We start from the raw sequence: 17,236 nt of genomic DNA on the forward strand, positions 1-17,236 counted from the left end.
TCAAGGAAAGTTGGTGACATTATTTTACTTATTTTAAATTTGGCGGTTGTAAAAGACAATGGGTGTTTTTGATTAGATTAAACTTTTAAGGAGAAAAATCATGAAAAACACCCGAAACACCGTCCCATCATTACTAATTATTATTTTGCTTGTGGGATTTCCACAAATCAGCGAGTCGATTTTCACACCCATTTTGCCAGCGCTTAGTTCTGCTTTTAACATTCACGATAGCGTAGCACAATTAACCATGAGTATTTATTTTGTTGCCTTTGCCGTTGGCGTTTTATTCTGGGGAATTTTATCCGATACGATTGGACGTCGCCCAGCTATGTTATTAGGAATTTTATGCTATTTAATTGGAAATATTGGCCTTTTTTTGAGTCCGACATTTCCTTGGCTGTTATTCTTCCGTTTAATTCAAGCATTTGGTGCAAGCGTTGGTTCTGTCATTACCCAATCAATGATGCGGGAAAGCTTTAACGATCTTCAAAGAGGGAAAATTTTTGCTCAAACAAGCGCTGCCCTATCGCTATCTCCTGCCATCGGACCCTTAGTCGGCGGACTTGTTCAAACCTATTTTGGCTATCAGCATGTCTTTAGCACCTTAATTGTCATGGCTGTTCTATTACTTTTCTATAGTTTTTATCGTTTACCAGAAACCTTTCACTTAGGAAATACTTTAACGAAAGCATCTTTTTGGTCCGTGGCGAAACGCCTTTCCTTCGACTCGAAAGTTTGGTGCTACGGCTTATTGATTGGGGGCATTAATGGTTTATTGTTTAGCTACTATGCAGAAGCTCCGTTTATTTTCATCAATCACTTTGGCTTTAGCAGTGTCCAATATGGCTTTCTTGGTTTAGTTTTAGCTGTGTCTAGTATTCTTGCTGCAGTTCTTATCAATTGGTTGCTAGGATATTGGTCAGCGGAAAAAATTGCCTTTGCTGGTTTGCTGCTAAGTATCTTTGCGGCTTGCTGTTTATTGATAATGACACAATTTGAATCAATCATTGGTCTTATTTTGTTTATTTTTCTCTTTTTCTTAGGGATTAATATTACTTTGCCCAATGCCTTAAGTATGGCCTTAAAAGGCTATGAATCTGTGATTGGTACTGCCAGTGGGATTTTTAGTTTTGTCTATTACTTGTTTGTTAGTTTCTTTACCTATTTGATTAGTTACTTTCACAATGGTACCATTTGGGTCTTGCCGCTTTACTTTTTAAGTTTTGCTTGCCTGTTAGCTTTCAGCTATTATGTCATTGTTTATCGTAAAACTTTAAAATAAAAATCAAAAAACACACGAATATTTCGTGTGTTTTTTTTAGCTAAAAAATTGATTTTCTAAACTATATTGCTTCCCTGAAACAATGTCATATTGAATCAGTCGGTATTCCTCATATAGTTGTTCTTGCTTTTTATTCATTTCTACTGTTTTTTTCCATTCCCCACCGAGATAGTAATTCCCCTTTTCAAAAGCAGGCAATTGTTCTTGTACCTCATTTAGCATAGCGTAAAATCCCGATTGCGGTAAGCCGCTTTGTTGGAACAGTGAGGGAGCAAAATAAAATGGACTAATAGTTGCTTGATGCTGATTTTTTTCTGTTAACTGATTCGCCGTATCATACATTAGAAATTCGGTCTGGTGAAGGGCTGCCCCTTCATTCAACGCTTGAATGTTTTCATCATAAATACTTGGTAAGTGATCTCCCCAAAAAACGACTAATGTGCGTTTGGGCATTTTTTCGATTTCTTGTAGGAAATTTTTCAAAGCTTCGCTACTGTAGGCAATATCTTGCAAGTAATTATTGAGCGCGACTTGATTGCCGTTTCCTTGAGAAAAATAATTGGACGTTGTGTATTTATTTTCATAGGGCATATGTGTTTGCATAGTAACTAAATGAATGAATTGCGGTTGCTCTTTTTCTTTAAGCAGTGTCGTCACTTCCTGATACGCTGCTTGATCTGAAATGTAAGGATTATTTTCTAGTTTATCCGTATAGTTCATTGTTTTTTCATTGATAAATTGATCAAAACCTAAAATTTTATACACATCTTTTCGTTTATACATAGATGTATTGTACGGATGAATAGCCGTTGTTTGGTACTTTTGTTCCTTAAGTAATGAAACAATGGAAGGCAATTCCGTCATCTTAGGAATCATCATTGTATAAGGTGTAGTCATTTGGGCATTCATTAATTCCATCGAAAAACTTGTTAGGGCTTCAAATTCAATATTCGCAGTTCCGCCCCCGTAGTTTTGTGAAAGCATCTGGCCACTGTAAGTTTTATCAGCGATTTGCTGATAATCAGCTAAAGGATTACCAATAATGGACAAACCTTTCAGATGATCTGGATTTGAAAAACTTTCACTCATGACAAACACAATATTTGGTTGCTCATTGCTCGGCACTGTTTTCGCCTCGGCCAACTTTTGATATTTCTGAGTAATTTCTGAAATAGCTTCTTTTGAATAACCCTTTGGTTGGTCCATAGCCTCTACTTTTAAATTATATAGAAAACCACCAATAAATCCTGTATTGTAGTAATTCATTTTTTGGCTGTAAGGAATCCATAACGCGGTTTTATTATAGGCTTTACGTAACAAATTTTGCGGATTGTTAAAATCACCAATATATGAAAATAGACCAATCGAAAGAACAAGACTTAACACACGAATCGTTTGTTTTTTCTTCGATAAAAAGAAACTTTTATAAAAGGCTTTTCCTAAGAAAAAAAGTGCTACACAACCTAACGCTACCACAAAAATAAACGGCCATAAACCAACCATTTCTTTTAATAAACTAACTTCTGTGATCATTTTTAAGTCGTCTGGGTAAATAGGTTCGACACGATAAAACATCTTTTGATAGTCAGCAAATCCTAAAACACCTATTATGACACTATATAAAAGAGCGCCAACTCCTAATGAACCTGCCAAACTACATAAAAAAAGTAAAAAAACGCTTAGCACAAAACAACCTAAGAAAAACTTTTCCGTATGCCACGAAAAAGCAAACTTGAAGGCTAAATCAACAGACAAGTTATTCTGACACCATTGCAAATATAAATTACTAAAAATAATTAATAAGATGAACCCGATTCCATACAAAAGGTAGCGGTAAGGCCATCGTCTAAATTTCTCAACTCTCTTTTTCACATCGATCTCCTATTCAAAAACTAGTAATGTATTTATTTTATGCTTCTTGAAAAAGAATGTAAAGAAGTAGCTAGCAAAGAAGTCTAAGGAATGGTAAAGAAAAAATGTTATTTGTTGCAAAAATAATTTTCCAGTGGTATAGTAACAATGGAATTTCGTTATCAGTTATCGTCGCCTTTTTAGAGTACTTTATGAAAGGAGAATAACTATGACTTACAAAGTAAAAAACATTCAATACCGTATTCAATTAGACACAGACAAAAATATTTTCATTGTTTTTGATGCAAAAAATGAAAGTAAAACAGCAACTGGTCACACAATTGAAGAAGCAATTGCACACTTAAAACAATTAAACTAAGGAGTGACAAACATTTCCATGCAAGACCCTTTAGGTAGTTATTTAAGCTAAAAGCCGTTTAGTAAAGAAAAAATACTAGACGGTTTTTTTGTATCTTCTTCGCCTTTTATTTTTTACATAGTATACTGAAACAAACGGAGGTGTTTTTATATGACCATCATTGCAAACTATATTCGCCAGCAACCCCAACATCAAACACAGTTAACAGAAATCTACCAAGCAATTTTAGCGGTTGTTCCTCAGGAGACTACTGAAAAAATCGCTTATGGAATGCCGACCTTTTACTTAAATGGCAATTTAGTGCATTTTGCGGCGGCCAAGCAACATTTAGGTTTCTATCCTACGCCATCAGCCATCCAACGTTTCAGCAAAGAATTACGCCCTTTTAAAACCTCGAAAGGTGCCATTCAATTTCCCTACACGCAAGAGTTACCTCTTTCATTAATACAGGAAATAGTTAAATTCCGTGTACAAGAGAACATGAAAACAGGGTCTCATTGAGACCCTGTTTTCATGTTCTTAAAATTTTTTCCATCGCTTTTCCCTTGGCCAACTCGTCGATTAACTTATCTAGGTAACGGATTTTTTGCATTAAAGGATCTTCAATTTCTTCCACGCGATAGCCACAAATTACGCCTTTGATCAATTGGGCATTTTCATTAAAATTGGGTGCTTCTTCAAAAAATGTTTCCATCGTTACTTTTTGAGCCAATTGTTGTTGCAAGCCTTTTTCATCATAACCAGTTAACCAGTAAATAATTTCGTCAACCTCCGCTTGCGTTCGATTTTTACGTTCTGCTTTTTGGATGTATAGCGGGTAAACACTGGCAAAGGTCATTGTATAGATTTTCGGTTTTGTCATTGGTTTTCCTACTTTCTGAAGTATTCTCTCTTCAGTCTACCACAGGCTTGCTGGAAAAAGAGGCTATTTTGTCTTAGTAATCAAATTGACGATAATAACGACGAATCTCTAATGGGTGACAATTCAATTTTTCTACATGCGCATCAATGCGTTGCGTTACCGCATGCATTAGGAGAAATGAAATAACTCGGCCACGATATTTTTCACTAATTCCTGGAAGTTCATACGCTTTCGAATCAATAATTGTATAATTGGCACAGATTTTCGGCAATAATTTTGCTACTCGTTCTGCCAACGGTCGCTGCTCGTCTTCTCCAATAAACAACGTTACTGGCGTAGTTTCATCTACAATTTCTAGCGTTCCATGTAAGAACTCTGCTGCATGAATTGATTTTGAGCGAAGCCAACTTTGCTCTTCCCAATAGCACATTGCATAAGAATAGACCGCTCCCCATTGGTTCCCTGCGCCAATAAAATAGTGAATGCTATCATGACGATGTTTTTCCGCAAAAGCTAAGCCAAACGCATCGGCACTTTTTTCGGCTTCAGCTAAACCTGTAGGCAAATATTCTTCCAATTCTTGGTAATAATTTTCGTAATCTGTAAATTCGTTGTTTTTTTGCATTAAACGATCAGCTACCATAAAGAACTTGATTTGCTCAGTTCCTGGAGCTGGATAAGTCACCACATAATCACATAAATCTGCTAAAAGACTGTCTTTTGCATCGATAAAACCAAATAACGTTGCGCCGACCTTTTTGATTTCTTGAACGGCTTGCACCACTTCTTGTGTTGTCCCAGTAACGGAAGACAAGATGACGAATGATTTTTCTGTTAAACGTTTATTGCCTGTTGTGTAATACTCAGCAGCATGTTGAACATAGATTGGTAAATTACTTTTTCCATTCGCATAAGTAACTGCTTGCATGGCTGAAGCATAAGTACCGCCGATTCCTAAATAATAGACCGCATCAAATCCTTTCGTCCAAACTTGATCAACAACTTTTTCAACATCTGAACGCAAGGCTAAGGCACCTCGTATGTCTTTGATTTGTTGTTCTTCATTAAATTTTAACATGGCTGATTTCCCTCTTTCTTTGCTATTTTACTTTTTAGGACACAATCAAAATCATCAAAAATCCGTTGAGATAAATCAATTCCTTTACTTGTAGCTACTTGATACGCCAAGTATTGAAATGGAATAACTAACAATAAAGGACTAATTTTTTCTTCGACATCACTTGCTAACTCTAACGTATTTGATGCCCTCGTTGAACGCGTTGTAATTGTGTAACATTGGCCAACATAACTGGCTAGATAGTTTCTCAAGGCTTGACTACGTGCTTGAATAGGACTTTGATTCTCAATAAAAAACAAAAGATGTGTAGTATCCGCTTCAAGATAAGGCCCATGCATATAGGCTTCTACTTCAAATCCTTGGGAAGGTAAGCGAACTGTTTCTGTAAACTTCGTCTCAAACTCTTTCGCCGTACCAATATTGGGCCCATAACCAATTGCGATAAATCGTGTCCCCTCTGTTAATTCTTTTTTCGTTTTTTGCCAAAATTGTTCGGTTTTATAAATCACCGAATCGATTTCCTGAATTGCTTTGGCAAGTTTTGCTAATTCTTCTTCAACCTCTACTTTTGTTAATTGATGCTTTTGATAGCCCAGTTTCAAACCAAATAGAAATAAATTTAAAAGTGTTGCCGTATAGCCTTTTGTGACAAAACCAACTGTTTCAAGCCCCATTTTTAAATCCAGGACTTCATCCACAACCTCCGTAATCGGGCTGGTGACATCACTTGTCAAGGCCACTGTTTTTACAGACGTTTGGTTTTTAATTTTTGCAATGGCATCAATTGTTGAAGTACTTTTACCACTTTGCGAAACCGCTACGACCAGATCAAACCGATCATCCACTTTGCCATAATGAGCAAAATTGAACGGCTCTTGGATTTCCACATAAATAGGCGCCACTTCTTCAAGGTAAACTTTAGCCGCCTGACAAGCGTTATGTGACGAGCCAGTTGCTAAAATTAGACAGTGCGTGACTTTTGAAACGTCTGTATCAGTTAATTGAAATTGGTTAAGAATCTGAGTTAGAGCTGCTTGCTCCTCATTTATATAATCCAGCATCGTTTTCATATTTTGCCTCCTAAAATAGACCAATTAATGAGCCAAGAATTCCGACAATTGCCATGCCACCTAAAATCGCTAAAGGTTTTACTTCTTTTTTCAATAAATAAAAAACAAAACCAAAAGATGCAAGCGGTAATAATTTAGGCATGATATCGTCAAAGATACTTTGAACCGTGACTGCATTTTTGCCACTTCCGCTGATTGTAATCGGGATAGTTAAATCAATCATGGAGGCGGTCATAGCACCTACCACCATCAAGCCAATTATTGAAGCGCCTAATGTGAGACTTTCCATCATGCCATTTGCTTGAATCTTTTTGAGAAAACCAGTTCCTAATTTGTAGCCCCAACGATTCAGTAAATAACGAACAATCACATGGGGGACGTTAAAAATGAGTAAAAATAGAATTGGCCCTAACACATTCCCTTGTAAAGCTAACGAAGTTCCAACACCTGTTGCAATCAAGCGTAAGGTTCCCCAGAAAAAGGAATCACCTAAACCAGCTAAAGGTCCCATTAACGAAGTTTTAATACTATCGATTGTTCCAACTTCAAAATTTTCGTCCAGAACATTTTCTTCTTCCATTGCAGCATTAATTCCTAAAATAAACGTCACGATATGCGGCGTGGTATTAAAGAAAGCAAGATGCCGTTTTAAAGCTGCCGCCATCTCTTCTTTTTGAGGATATAATTTCTTTAAAATAGGGATCATGGCATAGACATAAGCCATATTCATCTGACGTTCATAATTCCATGAAAATTCCATTTGAAATGAACGCCAAAAGACTTGATTAAGCTCTTTTTTTGTAATTAAGTTTTCTGTCTTAGTTTTAGAAGTCTTCGTCATCATCAATTACCTCCCCACTTGTTGTTTGTATTGTTTCATTCTTTCCTTTGGCATAATTCATGATATTCACAACAATTACTGCTGTAATGGCACCCAAAATTGCTACTCCTGTTACAGGTAACTTAAAGTAAGCCATTAAGACGAAGCCTAAAAAGAAATATGGCGCCACTTGTTTGTTAATCAGTAAGCGTGCAAGCATCGCAAATCCTAGCGCTGGAATAATCCCCGTTGCAACAGACAACCCATGTTGAATAAATTCAGGGATCAGATCAAGTAAGCCTTTAATGGTGTTGCTGCCCACGGCAAATGAAATAGTTACAATGAGCGCTAGCATGAACGATAAGCCAAAGCCTGCAAGTAAATGCATGCGCTCCACCCCTTTATATGCTCCTTCTTCAGCATACTGATCAGCTTTTTGACTCATGATTGGGATGAGCAAACCCAAATAAATATTTTTAAGAATCAACGTTAACGTTGCGATTGGCAAGCCTAAAACTAAGGCTGTTTCTGTTCCTGCGCCAGCAGTAATAGCAAACGCTGTACCAAGAATCCCACCAGTCACTACATCAGGTGGGATTGATGCGCCCACTGAAAAAGAACCGATGAAAGCTAACTCTAAGGTCGCGCCCATGATTACGCCCGTTTTGACATCACCTAATACAATTCCGACAAATAAACCGGTTACAATTGGTCTTGAAAGCAACGAGGTTCCTAAAGCATATTCCGACTGCGCAATAAAAGCGATGCAACCTAAAAGAATCGCTTGTCCTATCATTTTTATTTCTCCTTTCTACAAGACATTTAATGCTGCTACTTTTTTGTCATTTGGGACTTGTCGAATTTCAACTTCACAACCATTTGCGACCAATTCTTTAACCATTTTTTCTTCATCCGGTGTGATATTAATTGCTTTAGAAATGTTTCGAGTATTTTCCCTTACTTTCATCCCTCCTAAGTTAATTTCTTTTATTTCTGGATAAGCAGTAGCCAATCGATAAGCATCTTCCACACTTTCAACTACAATAAAAAGTTTGTATTTTTCTGTAACACCACTTTTTAGTGCGGCAATCGCATCTTCAATCGTTTTAATGACCAGTTTTACTCCTGCTGGTTTAGCTAGCTTAATGGTTGTTTTTCGAATATCATTTTTAGGTACGTCATCATTTGCGATTAAAATACAATCGGCGCCTAAGCCTTGGGTCCATGAAAAAGCCACTTGACCATGTAACAAGCGATGATCGACTCTTAACAATTTAATCATTTCATTTCCTCCTAAAATTCTTCTTCTAAAATTTCTTTACTAGATAACTCATTACAATAACAAAGACTTTCTTGTCCGTTTTCAACGGCACGTTTTACTAAATCAACTAATGAATCAACAGTATTTATTTGGGTATATATTTCAATTAACGTTGCTAAATTTAATCCTGAAATTAAATGCATTGCTTGTTTCCCCACATAATTAAAGAATTCGTTATTCACGCTTCCGCCAAATAGGTCTGTAATCACAATTAATTCATTTTGTTGATTGTTCTTTAAAATGTCTTTGACCGTCTTGGCTAAATCATAAGGTTGTTCCATATAAGCGCAAAGACATTCCACATTCTTTGTTTCACCACAAATTAAAGCTAATGATGTCTGAATCCCTGCAGCGAAATTACCATGTGTTGCCAGAATAATTTTACGTTCCATTTTCTTCACCTCACTTACTTCTTTACATAGCAAAAAGAGTGCCAAAAAAGTGGCACTCCCTCCTTTTTATTTTAAAAATCGCTTTCTGCGTTGTTAAACTCCGTTTTTCCAAACAACACATCATAGACATAAAAAAGCTCCGATTCAGGTATATTGACACTATAAACTTTTTCAATGACACTAAACGCCTCTTTTAACTCTTGCAAGACCGTTCTTTGACACTGCTTTAATTGTTCGGCGCCATTATAATTTTCAATAGGTTCATTCCGGATTAATCGTTCAATTAAACAACTGACATGGACATATACCGCCAATTTACGATCATTTTGAATCGTTTGTTGCCACCGCTCTTCTAATTGAATTAAAAAGACTTCTACTTGTCGAATAATTTTTTCTGTATCTAAAATCGTCACTGATTGAATGACCCGATCTAATGAAAAGTTACGAATCAACTCATGATTTACATAGGACAGCATATCTTTAGTTAATTCTCTCTTTGTCCATTCTAAAAGGGTCGTAATTCCTTTTCCTGCAATCAACTCTTCTAAAGAGATATACGGGAGGTCATTTGAAGACGGGTTGTTTGTACCGATGATGCCGACAATCTCAAATTCTGGGAAACTTTCTTTGATCGATTCTGCATTACGTAATTGATTATATTCCCAAGGAATAATCTTTAATTGTGCTTCTGCAGGTAAACTTTTTTCAAGTAAATCTCTAATTTTAACGGCTGTACCAATTCCGGTACTACACGTTGTTAAAATGACACGTTCCGTTTTATTTTCAGGTAATATGATTTCCCATTCATTTGGATGAACCGTTAACGCTTTTTGGGGCAATTCTTCAAAAGAAACTTCGTCTTTAATGGCTTCTCCTATAGACAGAGCCAAGCTTGTTGTCACATTATTCATTAATAAAAAAGGACCTTCTTCTTCTGCCGGAAAATACTGATAAATTTCTTTCAATGAACCCATATCAAAAAGAATTACTAAACCATTCCTCGTTTCTTGACGTTCCATATAGTGAATTAAGTGTTCGGAAATTTTTTTGGGAGTAACATCTAACGGCATGTCAAACGATTGAAAAATTGGCAAATTTAACAGCCGATTTGCAACATTCGCAATACTACTTGCTGTGGCATATCCGTGGGCAACAATCACCGCTTTCGGATAGTGACTTTCCTTTACTGAACCCGAATAGTGAAGATAAATGGTGACAATAATTCGATCCATCTGGGATAGTTCAATATCTAATGAACGTTTCACTAAAGTTAACAGTTGTTCAGCGTAGCCATAACTAGTTGCTAATTTAGTTTGAACTTCTGTTAAAAGTTCGTCAATGACTGTTGTAGGTTCTTTTTCTGGAAACCAATCAATACATCTTCGTTGAAACAGATAGGTGCTTAATGCATAGACTAAACTGCCATTAAACCGAATTTGATAAGACGATTCAATCGTTTCCAATAATTGACGGATATTTTGCGTAATAAACAATAGCATTTCGTGATTTTTCTCTCGCTTCTTTTCAAATAATAAATCATCGAATAAGCGTTCAATTTCTTTCGAGATGTCGTTATTGGCAGTGGAAAGATGATGATGGTGAGAGACATAAAGACGAAGGATTCGTTCATAACTCTGGATAATTCTTCTTTGCGCAAGCTCTGTTTCCTCTAACAAACTAACCAGATTTGTTTGCTCATCTAAACGAATAGGCAATTCATTTTCATCAGGAGCTAGTCTGATCGATTGATCCAGAAATTCTTTCGGTAGATCGTGCAAAGTGATTGGAATAACACGTTTATCAAGATTGGCGGCAAAGCTGCGTGCAGTAATAATTTTTATATTATTTCTTAATTCACCTACATTGCCTACATAATGGTGATTTTCTAAAAGTTGGATAACTTGTGGCGTGATAGTAACTGCTTTTTGAATAGCTTGCTGTTCCTCATAAAATGCTCGCATAATTAATTGTTTTCTTTCCGCTTGAGTGCGTTCAGCAAGACTTGGGATTTTAATTTGAATAGGAATTCGTCTTAAAAATGTCGTTAAAAAGGTGCTAGAAATTTCTTCAGTTGTGGCAAAGCACAACCGACACGTAACAGGAATGGGCCGATTGGTTTCACCCATCCGATATATGATACCCTGATCTAAAAATGTAAACAACTTTTCCTGCCCTTCAGGACTCAAACGATGAACTTCATCTAAAAATAAAACGCCCCCTTCTGCACTTTGAAAGGCTCCAATTTTATCGGAATCTGCTCCCGTAAAAGCGCCTTTAAGATGCCCAAATAATTGACTAGTTAAAAGCTCTGGATTGTTGGCATATTGCGCACAATTAACTGTCACAAAAGGTGCTGAATCGTCAAGTAGTTCTTTTGAAAGACAAAACTGATAATATAAGGATGCTAAAAAACTTTTACCCGTACCACTTTCACCTGTAATTAAGACAGGCAATCCACCGCCAGGATAAAGCGCTGCCATTTTTAATTGTTCGATGGTCTGAGCTAAACTACCGCGATAACCAATGACCGACTGAAAAAAATCACTTTTGCGATCAAAAGCAGGCTGTTCATCGATCATTTCTTGGAAACTTTGATAAACAGTTCTTTTTAAAAGATAGTTTTGTTGTTGAAACGCTTCTTTATGAAAAAAGTAAACCGGTCGTGTATTGATCTTAACTAGAATTCCTTCTTCGTTTAACTGATTTAAATAGTGACTAGCTGTATTTCGTTTGATAGAAAATGTCGTTGCAATATTGCTTGCTGTGAAAATTTCACTGACTAAAGATGGTTCAAAAAAAGCTGTTTGATTGCGTAAATAATCAACAATTTGCGTTTTTAACATAAAATCACCTCTCGTTTATCATAACGTACCTAAAAAAAACGTCAATATTCAAAATTTCTTTTGTTATTTTTCTTTATATAAGGAGCCCATTTTTTATGTTATTTAATCACAGGAACCTGATTCTATCATTGCAGAATAGGCTTTCATTCAGTATACTGTAAATAGAGGAACAAGAAACGAATTGGATAATTAGGCACTGAAAGAACGCACCACCGTTCTGAATGTTTCGAAACACACAACAGGTTATCGAAATGGCCATTGGAGAAAAATTCCTTTTTCTCCGAGGTTAGCGATTGTGACATGTTGCAATCGTTTTTTGTCCTTAAAATGTTGAGAAAAAGAAAAAAGGCACTTTGCATGTCAGCACCACCTGACAAACAAAGCCCTTCATAGACAGCACAACCTATCTATTCCAGTTGCCTTTTTTGCTAGTTACACTAGCTAATTTTAGTGTACCCGATTTTCAGTGAAATTACTAGCATCTTTAAAATTTTTACTGAAACGATCAGCCTGTGCAATGAACTAGTTTTCTTCAGCGGCGGCAACCGCTGAGAAGCTTTTTCTCAAATTTTAAGTGAATAATGTATCATAAACTTTTTTGGCATATCCATCCGTCATATTACATACAAAGTCCACCGCCATTTTCAAACGATAATAGTCTTTTTCTGCTTCTGTAGCGTTCTTTGCTTCTCTTCTATACAACGCTTTCGCGCTTTCCGAAATATTATTAAAGATTCGCTCCTCATACTTATTCATGGAAACTTTTTCATATTTCAGTACGACTGGAACAAATTCATCTAGTAAACGATTGATGATATTGAAGCCCAATACCTCTTGATCCAAAATTGTTTTTGTTTGAAAAACATAGACTCTAGAAAAGTTTTTTAATGCCTGAAAGCATTTCACTTCATCACAATCTTCAATGATAATTTCATTATGATAGATACCTCTCATAATTAAGTCATAATGATTAGCAAAATTTTTCGCTACGCTTTGACAAACAGCTCTTTGTGTCTTTCTCAAAAATTCTTGTAAGGTAGCTTCTTCTGTTTTATCTTTTTCTAACATTAAAAATTTTTTTGTTCCTGTTTGCGCATCAACAAACTGCTTTAAATCTTGATAGCTGTATAAACCATAATTATAGGCATCTTCGATATCTGAAAAAGTATAGGCGATATCATCTGAAGCTTCTAACAAAAAGACTAATGGGTGTCGCTTATTTTGTGTTCCTGTCGCAAATTTAATGGCGTTAAACACTTGTTTTTCCGAGTAAAAATAGCCAACTTTTTTAGACAAAAGCTGTTGCTTATTTAATTGATCTGAAGATGCCGTATATTTGATAACTGTATCTAATGTCGTGGCTGTTAGTTTCATTCCTGCTTTAGAAGTCCCATTATCATGATGCAGTTTTGTTAAAAGTCGGATGGTTTGAGCGTTTCCTTCAAAGTTAAGAAAATCATTTTGTTGTTGCTCCGAAAAATCAGACCAACAAGCATACAAAGGACCATTTTTTTCAAACCAAATACGAATGGCTTCTTCCCCAAAATGTCCAAAAGGGGGATTGCCGATATCATGGATTAATGCAGCTGTTTCTAACAACCGATAGCATTCTGATAATTCCATAACCTCAATGTTTCGTTCGTTCAACTGTGAAATAACTAATCTAAGTATATCCCTGCTATGCATTGCCACTTCTAAGCTATGTGTTAAACGTGTTCTTACAAAATCATTACGTTCTAAAGGAAAAACTTGTGTTTTATCTTGTAAGCGTCTAAATGCATCACTTTTAATTACTCTACGATAGTCACTATCAAAAGATTTACGAAGTTCTGTGGCTAAATCAACTTGCTTATTTAACCAGTCATTTTGATATTGTTTACCATTATCAGAAATACGATATGTACCAACCAACTGACGCCAATTCATTTTCATTTATTACCTCCTCCAATTACTCTACCTTCTCTAAATAAGAGACGTAAATATTTTTACATTTACCAATATCACTGAATTCCCGATTGTTATACGCCTTATCCTTTTTCAATTTAAACCGCACTTTTTCGCCTTCTTGAAAAGTTCCCCACGTAAGAAAAAAGAATAGCCAATGGCTTTCATCCTCTGATAGCGTGTCTAAACCTAAACTTTTAGGCTCAATTAAGCTAGGTAATTTAAAACAGTCATAGACCCCTTTTGCTGTGCCATACACAGGACGATGAGTGCTAAGAATCGTTTCAAAATATCCCTTTTCATCAGGTTTTAAATAACTTGCTTGCCGAATCAGTTGTGTCAGTTTATTTTGGAATGGCTGAATATTTTTCTCAACGTTTAGTTCAAAATCTGGCTCAGCTTGTACATCTGTGTCATGAGATAACTTTTTTAATAAGCAGTTTATTTCATTAGTACTTGTCTTATCATTAAACGCAATCGCCAAACGCTCACTACTAATAACACCTTTCATATCTTTCATAGAAAAATTATTTAACGCAATTGGATAGTGTTTATCTGATAGCATCCAAGAAGCACCCATTTCGTTTAAACATGGAATACTCTGATAATAATGATCAGATAAAAAATACAGCATGACAGGTTGATTGGTTAGCTCCCTTTTAATCGTGTCAAAAATTAATTCTCCTGGCTGTACACCTGTTTCAATAGTGGAACTATAAAAAATATCCTGTGTTCGAAACCCAAACTTTTTCAATAATTGGATAAACGCATCCACATATTCTTGATCCTTTGAACTATGACTAATAAAAATCTTTTTCCCGTTGCTCACTGCTCAACATCCTCCAAGTTAAATTTGTGTTTTCATTTTTTTGTGAAATTCTATACTATTTCTTTAAGCGTACAGCGTTATCTGAAACCAGTCAATACTAAAATTATAAAATAACAATTATTTTGTTTTATTAAATTTTTATATAATGTTGTTTTGTTAATGTTTTGTTATTTTTAAACAAGTGATTATAGAGCGATGTACGGTTGAAGTTATTTCTAATCTATTTTTTCAATATTTTTATAAATATAAAAAAACACGCCTTTCTTTGCAGAAAGGCGTGTTTTTACGTCCGAGTATAAGGAGAATTGGTTCATTAACCAATTGTCCCTTTAAGCGTTATTCATTTAATGAATTATTTGTTTTTTAAGTTGTAGAAAGATTTTAAGCCTTTGTATTCAGCTACATCGCCTAATTGATCTTCAATACGTAATAATTGGTTGTATTTAGCAATACGGTCAGTACGGCTTAATGAACCAGTTTTAATTTGGCCAGCGTTTGTTGCAACAGCGATATCAGAGATTGTTGAATCTTCTGTTTCACCAGAACGGTGAGATACAACTGCAGTGTAGCCAGCTTCTTTAGCCATTTCGATTGCTTCAAATGTTTCAGTTAAAGTACCGATTTGGTTAACTTTGATTAGGATTGAGTTAGCGATACCTTTTTCGATACCTTCAGCTAATTTAGTTGTGTTTGTTACGAATAAATCGTCACCAACTAATTGAACTTTGTCGCCTAATACTTCAGTTAATTTTTTGAATCCGTCCCAGTCGTTTTCGTCTAAGCCGTCTTCGATTGAAATGATTGGGTATTTAGAAACTAATTCTTCGTAGAACGCGATCATTTCTTCAGTTGTTTTTTCGCCTTCGCCTGAGTCAGCTAAAACGTAAACGCCTTTTTCTTTGTCGTAGAATTCTGAAGAAGCAGCATCCATAGCAAGAACAACGTCTTTACCAGGAACATAGCCAGCTTTTTCGATAGCTTCGATGATTACTTCGAAACCTTCTTCGTTTGAACCTAAGTTAGGAGCGAAACCACCTTCGTCACCTACTGAAGTAGCTAAACCGCGACCTTTTAAGATTGAAGCTAATGCGTGGAATACTTCTGCACCCATACGTAAAGCTTCTTTGAATGTAGGCGCACCTACAGGCATAATCATGAATTCTTGGAAGTCAATACTGTTGTCAGCATGTGATCCACCGTTGATGATGTTCATCATTGGAGTTGGTAATACTTTTGTATTGAATCCGCCTAAGTAGTGATATAAAGGCACTTCTAGGTAATCAGCAGCAGCACGAGCTACGGCGATAGACACACCAAGAATAGCGTTAGCACCTAATTTACCTTTGTTAGGAGTTCCATCTAAATCGATCATTGCTTTATCGATAGCCATTTGATCGCGTACATCGTAACCGATGATTGCTTCAGCAATGATGTTGTTTACGTTATCTACAGCTTTAGTAACACCTTTACCTAAGTAACGAGCTTTGTCGCCATCACGTAATTCAACTGCTTCGTATTCACCAGTTGAAGCTCCTGAAGGAACCATTCCACGGCCGAAAGCTCCGCTTTCAGTGTAAACTTCTACTTCGATTGTTGGGTTACCGCGTGAGTCTAAGACTTCGCGTGCGTAAATATCAGTAATAATTGACATGTTTTGTCTCTCCTTTGAGTTTGTATTTATACTAAGGGGATTCCCTCATGTATGATTGTAGTTAATTCTCGCAAACTATGCAAACATTTTTTTGCAAAAGTCATTGAGAAAACGTTACCGTTAGTGATTTCTTATTTTACAGCATCTAATAAAGCTAGGAATGAATCTGCTTCTAAGCTTGCGCCGCCGACTAAAGCACCGTCAACGTTTTCTTTTGCCATATATTCAGCGATGTTTTCTGGTTTAACAGAACCACCGTATTGAATACGAACAGCTTCAGAAACTTCTTTGCCGTATAATTTTTCAACTGTTGAACGAACAACACCACAGATTTCATCTGCAATATTAGCATCTGCAGATTTACCAGTTCCGATTGCCCAGATTGGTTCGTAAGCGATAACCATTGAAGCAACTTGTTCGTTTGATAAACCAACTAAGCCTTTAGTGATTTGACCTTCGATCCATTCCGCTGTTTTACCAGCTTCATACGTTTCTAAAGTTTCACCACAACAGAAGATTGGTGTCATACCATTTGCAAAGATTGCTTTGGCTTTTTTATTGATATCTTCATCTGTTTCGTGGAAATATTCGCGACGTTCAGAGTGTCCGATAATCACATAGTCTACACCTAAATCTGCAATTGCAGCTGGTGAGTTTTCACCAGTGAAGGCACCAGCGTTTTCCCAGTAGCAGTTTTGTGCAGCTAATTTCACTTCAGAATCTTTTAGGTTCCAAGCTAAAGGAGCTAAGAATAATGCTGGAGATCCAATCACAGCGTCAACAACGTCGTTTGATGGAACAGCATTTTTTACTGCTTCTGCAAAGCTTTGTGCTTCGCTTAAAGTTTTGTTCATTTTCCAGTTACCAGCGATAATTGGTTTGCGCATGAAAAGCACATCCTTTTCTTTTTTTAA

At 36.2% G+C, this 17,236-nt stretch carries 17 protein-coding genes; 3 read left to right on the forward strand and 14 right to left on the reverse strand.

What is annotated here, in order from left to right:
- Positions 1-100: 100 nt before the first annotated feature.
- Entirely contained in the window at positions 101-1,282 is a 1,182-nt protein-coding gene (locus tag IGL56_RS07785; protein WP_002357121.1) for a multidrug effflux MFS transporter, read from the forward strand.
- A gap of 36 nt (positions 1,283-1,318) precedes the next feature.
- Here the strand turns inward: IGL56_RS07785 and IGL56_RS07790 are convergent, their stop codons facing one another.
- Positions 1,319-3,154 carry an LTA synthase family protein gene (locus tag IGL56_RS07790; RefSeq protein ID WP_002357120.1) on the reverse strand — a complete coding sequence of 612 codons (1,836 nt, stop codon included), beginning with the start codon at positions 3,152-3,154 and terminating at the stop codon, positions 1,319-1,321.
- Positions 3,155-3,362: 208 nt separating this feature from the next.
- Between IGL56_RS07790 and IGL56_RS07795 the strand changes: the two genes are divergently transcribed.
- Entirely contained in the window at positions 3,363-3,512 is a 150-nt protein-coding gene (locus IGL56_RS07795; RefSeq protein WP_002357118.1) for a hypothetical protein, read from the forward strand.
- Between the two features lie 150 nt (positions 3,513-3,662).
- Entirely contained in the window at positions 3,663-4,013 is a 351-nt protein-coding gene (locus IGL56_RS07800) for an iron chaperone (RefSeq protein WP_002357112.1), read from the forward strand.
- A 10-nt stretch (positions 4,014-4,023) separates the two neighbouring features.
- Here IGL56_RS07800 and IGL56_RS07805 read toward each other — a convergent pair whose 3' ends face one another.
- The 13 genes from IGL56_RS07805 to tpiA all read right to left on the reverse strand — a co-directional run bounded on the left by IGL56_RS07805 (position 4,024) and on the right by tpiA (position 17,209).
- The gene (locus tag IGL56_RS07805; RefSeq protein WP_002360043.1) at positions 4,024-4,374 is read right to left on the reverse strand and encodes a DUF2200 domain-containing protein; all 351 of its coding nucleotides are present in this window, start codon (positions 4,372-4,374) and stop codon (positions 4,024-4,026) included.
- A gap of 73 nt (positions 4,375-4,447) precedes the next feature.
- A complete protein-coding gene (locus IGL56_RS07810) occupies positions 4,448-5,452 on the reverse strand; it encodes an SIS domain-containing protein (protein ID WP_002357110.1) in 1,005 nt (334 codons plus the stop codon).
- Entirely contained in the window at positions 5,446-6,522 is a 1,077-nt protein-coding gene (locus IGL56_RS07815) for an SIS domain-containing protein (RefSeq protein ID WP_002385836.1), read from the reverse strand. Before IGL56_RS07815 ends, IGL56_RS07810 begins: the two co-directional genes overlap by 7 nt.
- Before the next feature lie 10 nt (positions 6,523-6,532).
- Entirely contained in the window at positions 6,533-7,366 is an 834-nt protein-coding gene (locus tag IGL56_RS07820; RefSeq protein ID WP_002384383.1) for a PTS system mannose/fructose/sorbose family transporter subunit IID, read from the reverse strand.
- Entirely contained in the window at positions 7,347-8,138 is a 792-nt protein-coding gene (locus tag IGL56_RS07825) for a PTS mannose/fructose/sorbose/N-acetylgalactosamine transporter subunit IIC (RefSeq protein WP_002357107.1), read from the reverse strand. Before IGL56_RS07825 ends, IGL56_RS07820 begins: the two co-directional genes overlap by 20 nt.
- A gap of 15 nt (positions 8,139-8,153) precedes the next feature.
- On the reverse strand, positions 8,154-8,624 hold the full coding sequence (locus IGL56_RS07830) for a PTS sugar transporter subunit IIB (RefSeq protein ID WP_002357106.1): 471 nt from the start codon (positions 8,622-8,624) through the stop codon (positions 8,154-8,156).
- Positions 8,625-8,635: 11 nt separating this feature from the next.
- Complete coding sequence (locus IGL56_RS07835) at positions 8,636-9,055, reverse strand: PTS sugar transporter subunit IIA (RefSeq protein ID WP_002389037.1); 420 nt, start codon at positions 9,053-9,055, stop codon at positions 8,636-8,638.
- 71 nt (positions 9,056-9,126) lie between these two features.
- Positions 9,127-11,898 (reverse strand): sigma 54-interacting transcriptional regulator, encoded by a 2,772-nt coding sequence (locus IGL56_RS07840; protein ID WP_375344974.1) that lies wholly within the window; start codon positions 11,896-11,898, stop codon positions 9,127-9,129.
- 143 nt (positions 11,899-12,041) lie between these two features.
- Positions 12,042-12,257, reverse strand: coding sequence for a hypothetical protein (locus tag IGL56_RS07845; RefSeq protein WP_002357102.1), 216 nt, complete (start codon positions 12,255-12,257; stop codon positions 12,042-12,044).
- Between the two features lie 211 nt (positions 12,258-12,468).
- Entirely contained in the window at positions 12,469-13,830 is a 1,362-nt protein-coding gene (locus tag IGL56_RS07850) for a deoxyguanosinetriphosphate triphosphohydrolase (protein ID WP_002357101.1), read from the reverse strand.
- A 16-nt stretch (positions 13,831-13,846) separates the two neighbouring features.
- The gene (locus tag IGL56_RS07855) at positions 13,847-14,671 is read right to left on the reverse strand and encodes a toll/interleukin-1 receptor domain-containing protein (protein WP_002357099.1); all 825 of its coding nucleotides are present in this window, start codon (positions 14,669-14,671) and stop codon (positions 13,847-13,849) included.
- 352 nt (positions 14,672-15,023) lie between these two features.
- Positions 15,024-16,322 carry a phosphopyruvate hydratase gene (gene eno / locus IGL56_RS07860; RefSeq protein ID WP_002357098.1) on the reverse strand — a complete coding sequence of 433 codons (1,299 nt, stop codon included), beginning with the start codon at positions 16,320-16,322 and terminating at the stop codon, positions 15,024-15,026.
- Positions 16,323-16,453: 131 nt separating this feature from the next.
- The gene (gene tpiA / locus IGL56_RS07865; RefSeq protein WP_002357096.1) at positions 16,454-17,209 is read right to left on the reverse strand and encodes a triose-phosphate isomerase; all 756 of its coding nucleotides are present in this window, start codon (positions 17,207-17,209) and stop codon (positions 16,454-16,456) included.
- Between the last annotated feature and the right edge of the window lie 27 nt (positions 17,210-17,236).

It is taken from the genome of Enterococcus sp. DIV1316a, from assembly GCF_050536915.1.
GTDB classification, from domain to species: domain Bacteria; phylum Bacillota; class Bacilli; order Lactobacillales; family Enterococcaceae; genus Enterococcus; species Enterococcus faecalis.

Bases quoted from the DNA above. Each gene is read 5' to 3' on its own strand.
- IGL56_RS07785 (WP_002357121.1), top strand. From the start codon at position 101: ATGAAAAACACCCGAAACACCGTCCCATCATTACTAATTATTATTTTG.
- IGL56_RS07795 (WP_002357118.1), top strand. From the start codon at position 3,363: ATGACTTACAAAGTAAAAAACATTCAATACCGTATTCAATTAGACACA.
- IGL56_RS07800 (WP_002357112.1), top strand. From the start codon at position 3,663: ATGACCATCATTGCAAACTATATTCGCCAGCAACCCCAACATCAAACA.
- IGL56_RS07805 (WP_002360043.1), bottom strand. From the start codon at position 4,374: ATGACAAAACCGAAAATCTATACAATGACCTTTGCCAGTGTTTACCCG.
- IGL56_RS07810 (WP_002357110.1), bottom strand. From the start codon at position 5,452: ATGTTAAAATTTAATGAAGAACAACAAATCAAAGACATACGAGGTGCC.
- IGL56_RS07815 (WP_002385836.1), bottom strand. From the start codon at position 6,522: ATGAAAACGATGCTGGATTATATAAATGAGGAGCAAGCAGCTCTAACT.
- IGL56_RS07820 (WP_002384383.1), bottom strand. From the start codon at position 7,366: ATGATGACGAAGACTTCTAAAACTAAGACAGAAAACTTAATTACAAAA.
- IGL56_RS07825 (WP_002357107.1), bottom strand. From the start codon at position 8,138: ATGATAGGACAAGCGATTCTTTTAGGTTGCATCGCTTTTATTGCGCAG.
- IGL56_RS07830 (WP_002357106.1), bottom strand. From the start codon at position 8,624: ATGATTAAATTGTTAAGAGTCGATCATCGCTTGTTACATGGTCAAGTG.
- IGL56_RS07835 (WP_002389037.1), bottom strand. From the start codon at position 9,055: ATGGAACGTAAAATTATTCTGGCAACACATGGTAATTTCGCTGCAGGG.
- IGL56_RS07840 (WP_375344974.1), bottom strand. From the start codon at position 11,898: ATGTTAAAAACGCAAATTGTTGATTATTTACGCAATCAAACAGCTTTT.
- IGL56_RS07845 (WP_002357102.1), bottom strand. From the start codon at position 12,257: ATGCAAAGTGCCTTTTTTCTTTTTCTCAACATTTTAAGGACAAAAAAC.
- IGL56_RS07850 (WP_002357101.1), bottom strand. From the start codon at position 13,830: ATGAAAATGAATTGGCGTCAGTTGGTTGGTACATATCGTATTTCTGAT.
- eno (WP_002357098.1), bottom strand. From the start codon at position 16,322: ATGTCAATTATTACTGATATTTACGCACGCGAAGTCTTAGACTCACGC.
- tpiA (WP_002357096.1), bottom strand. From the start codon at position 17,209: ATGCGCAAACCAATTATCGCTGGTAACTGGAAAATGAACAAAACTTTA.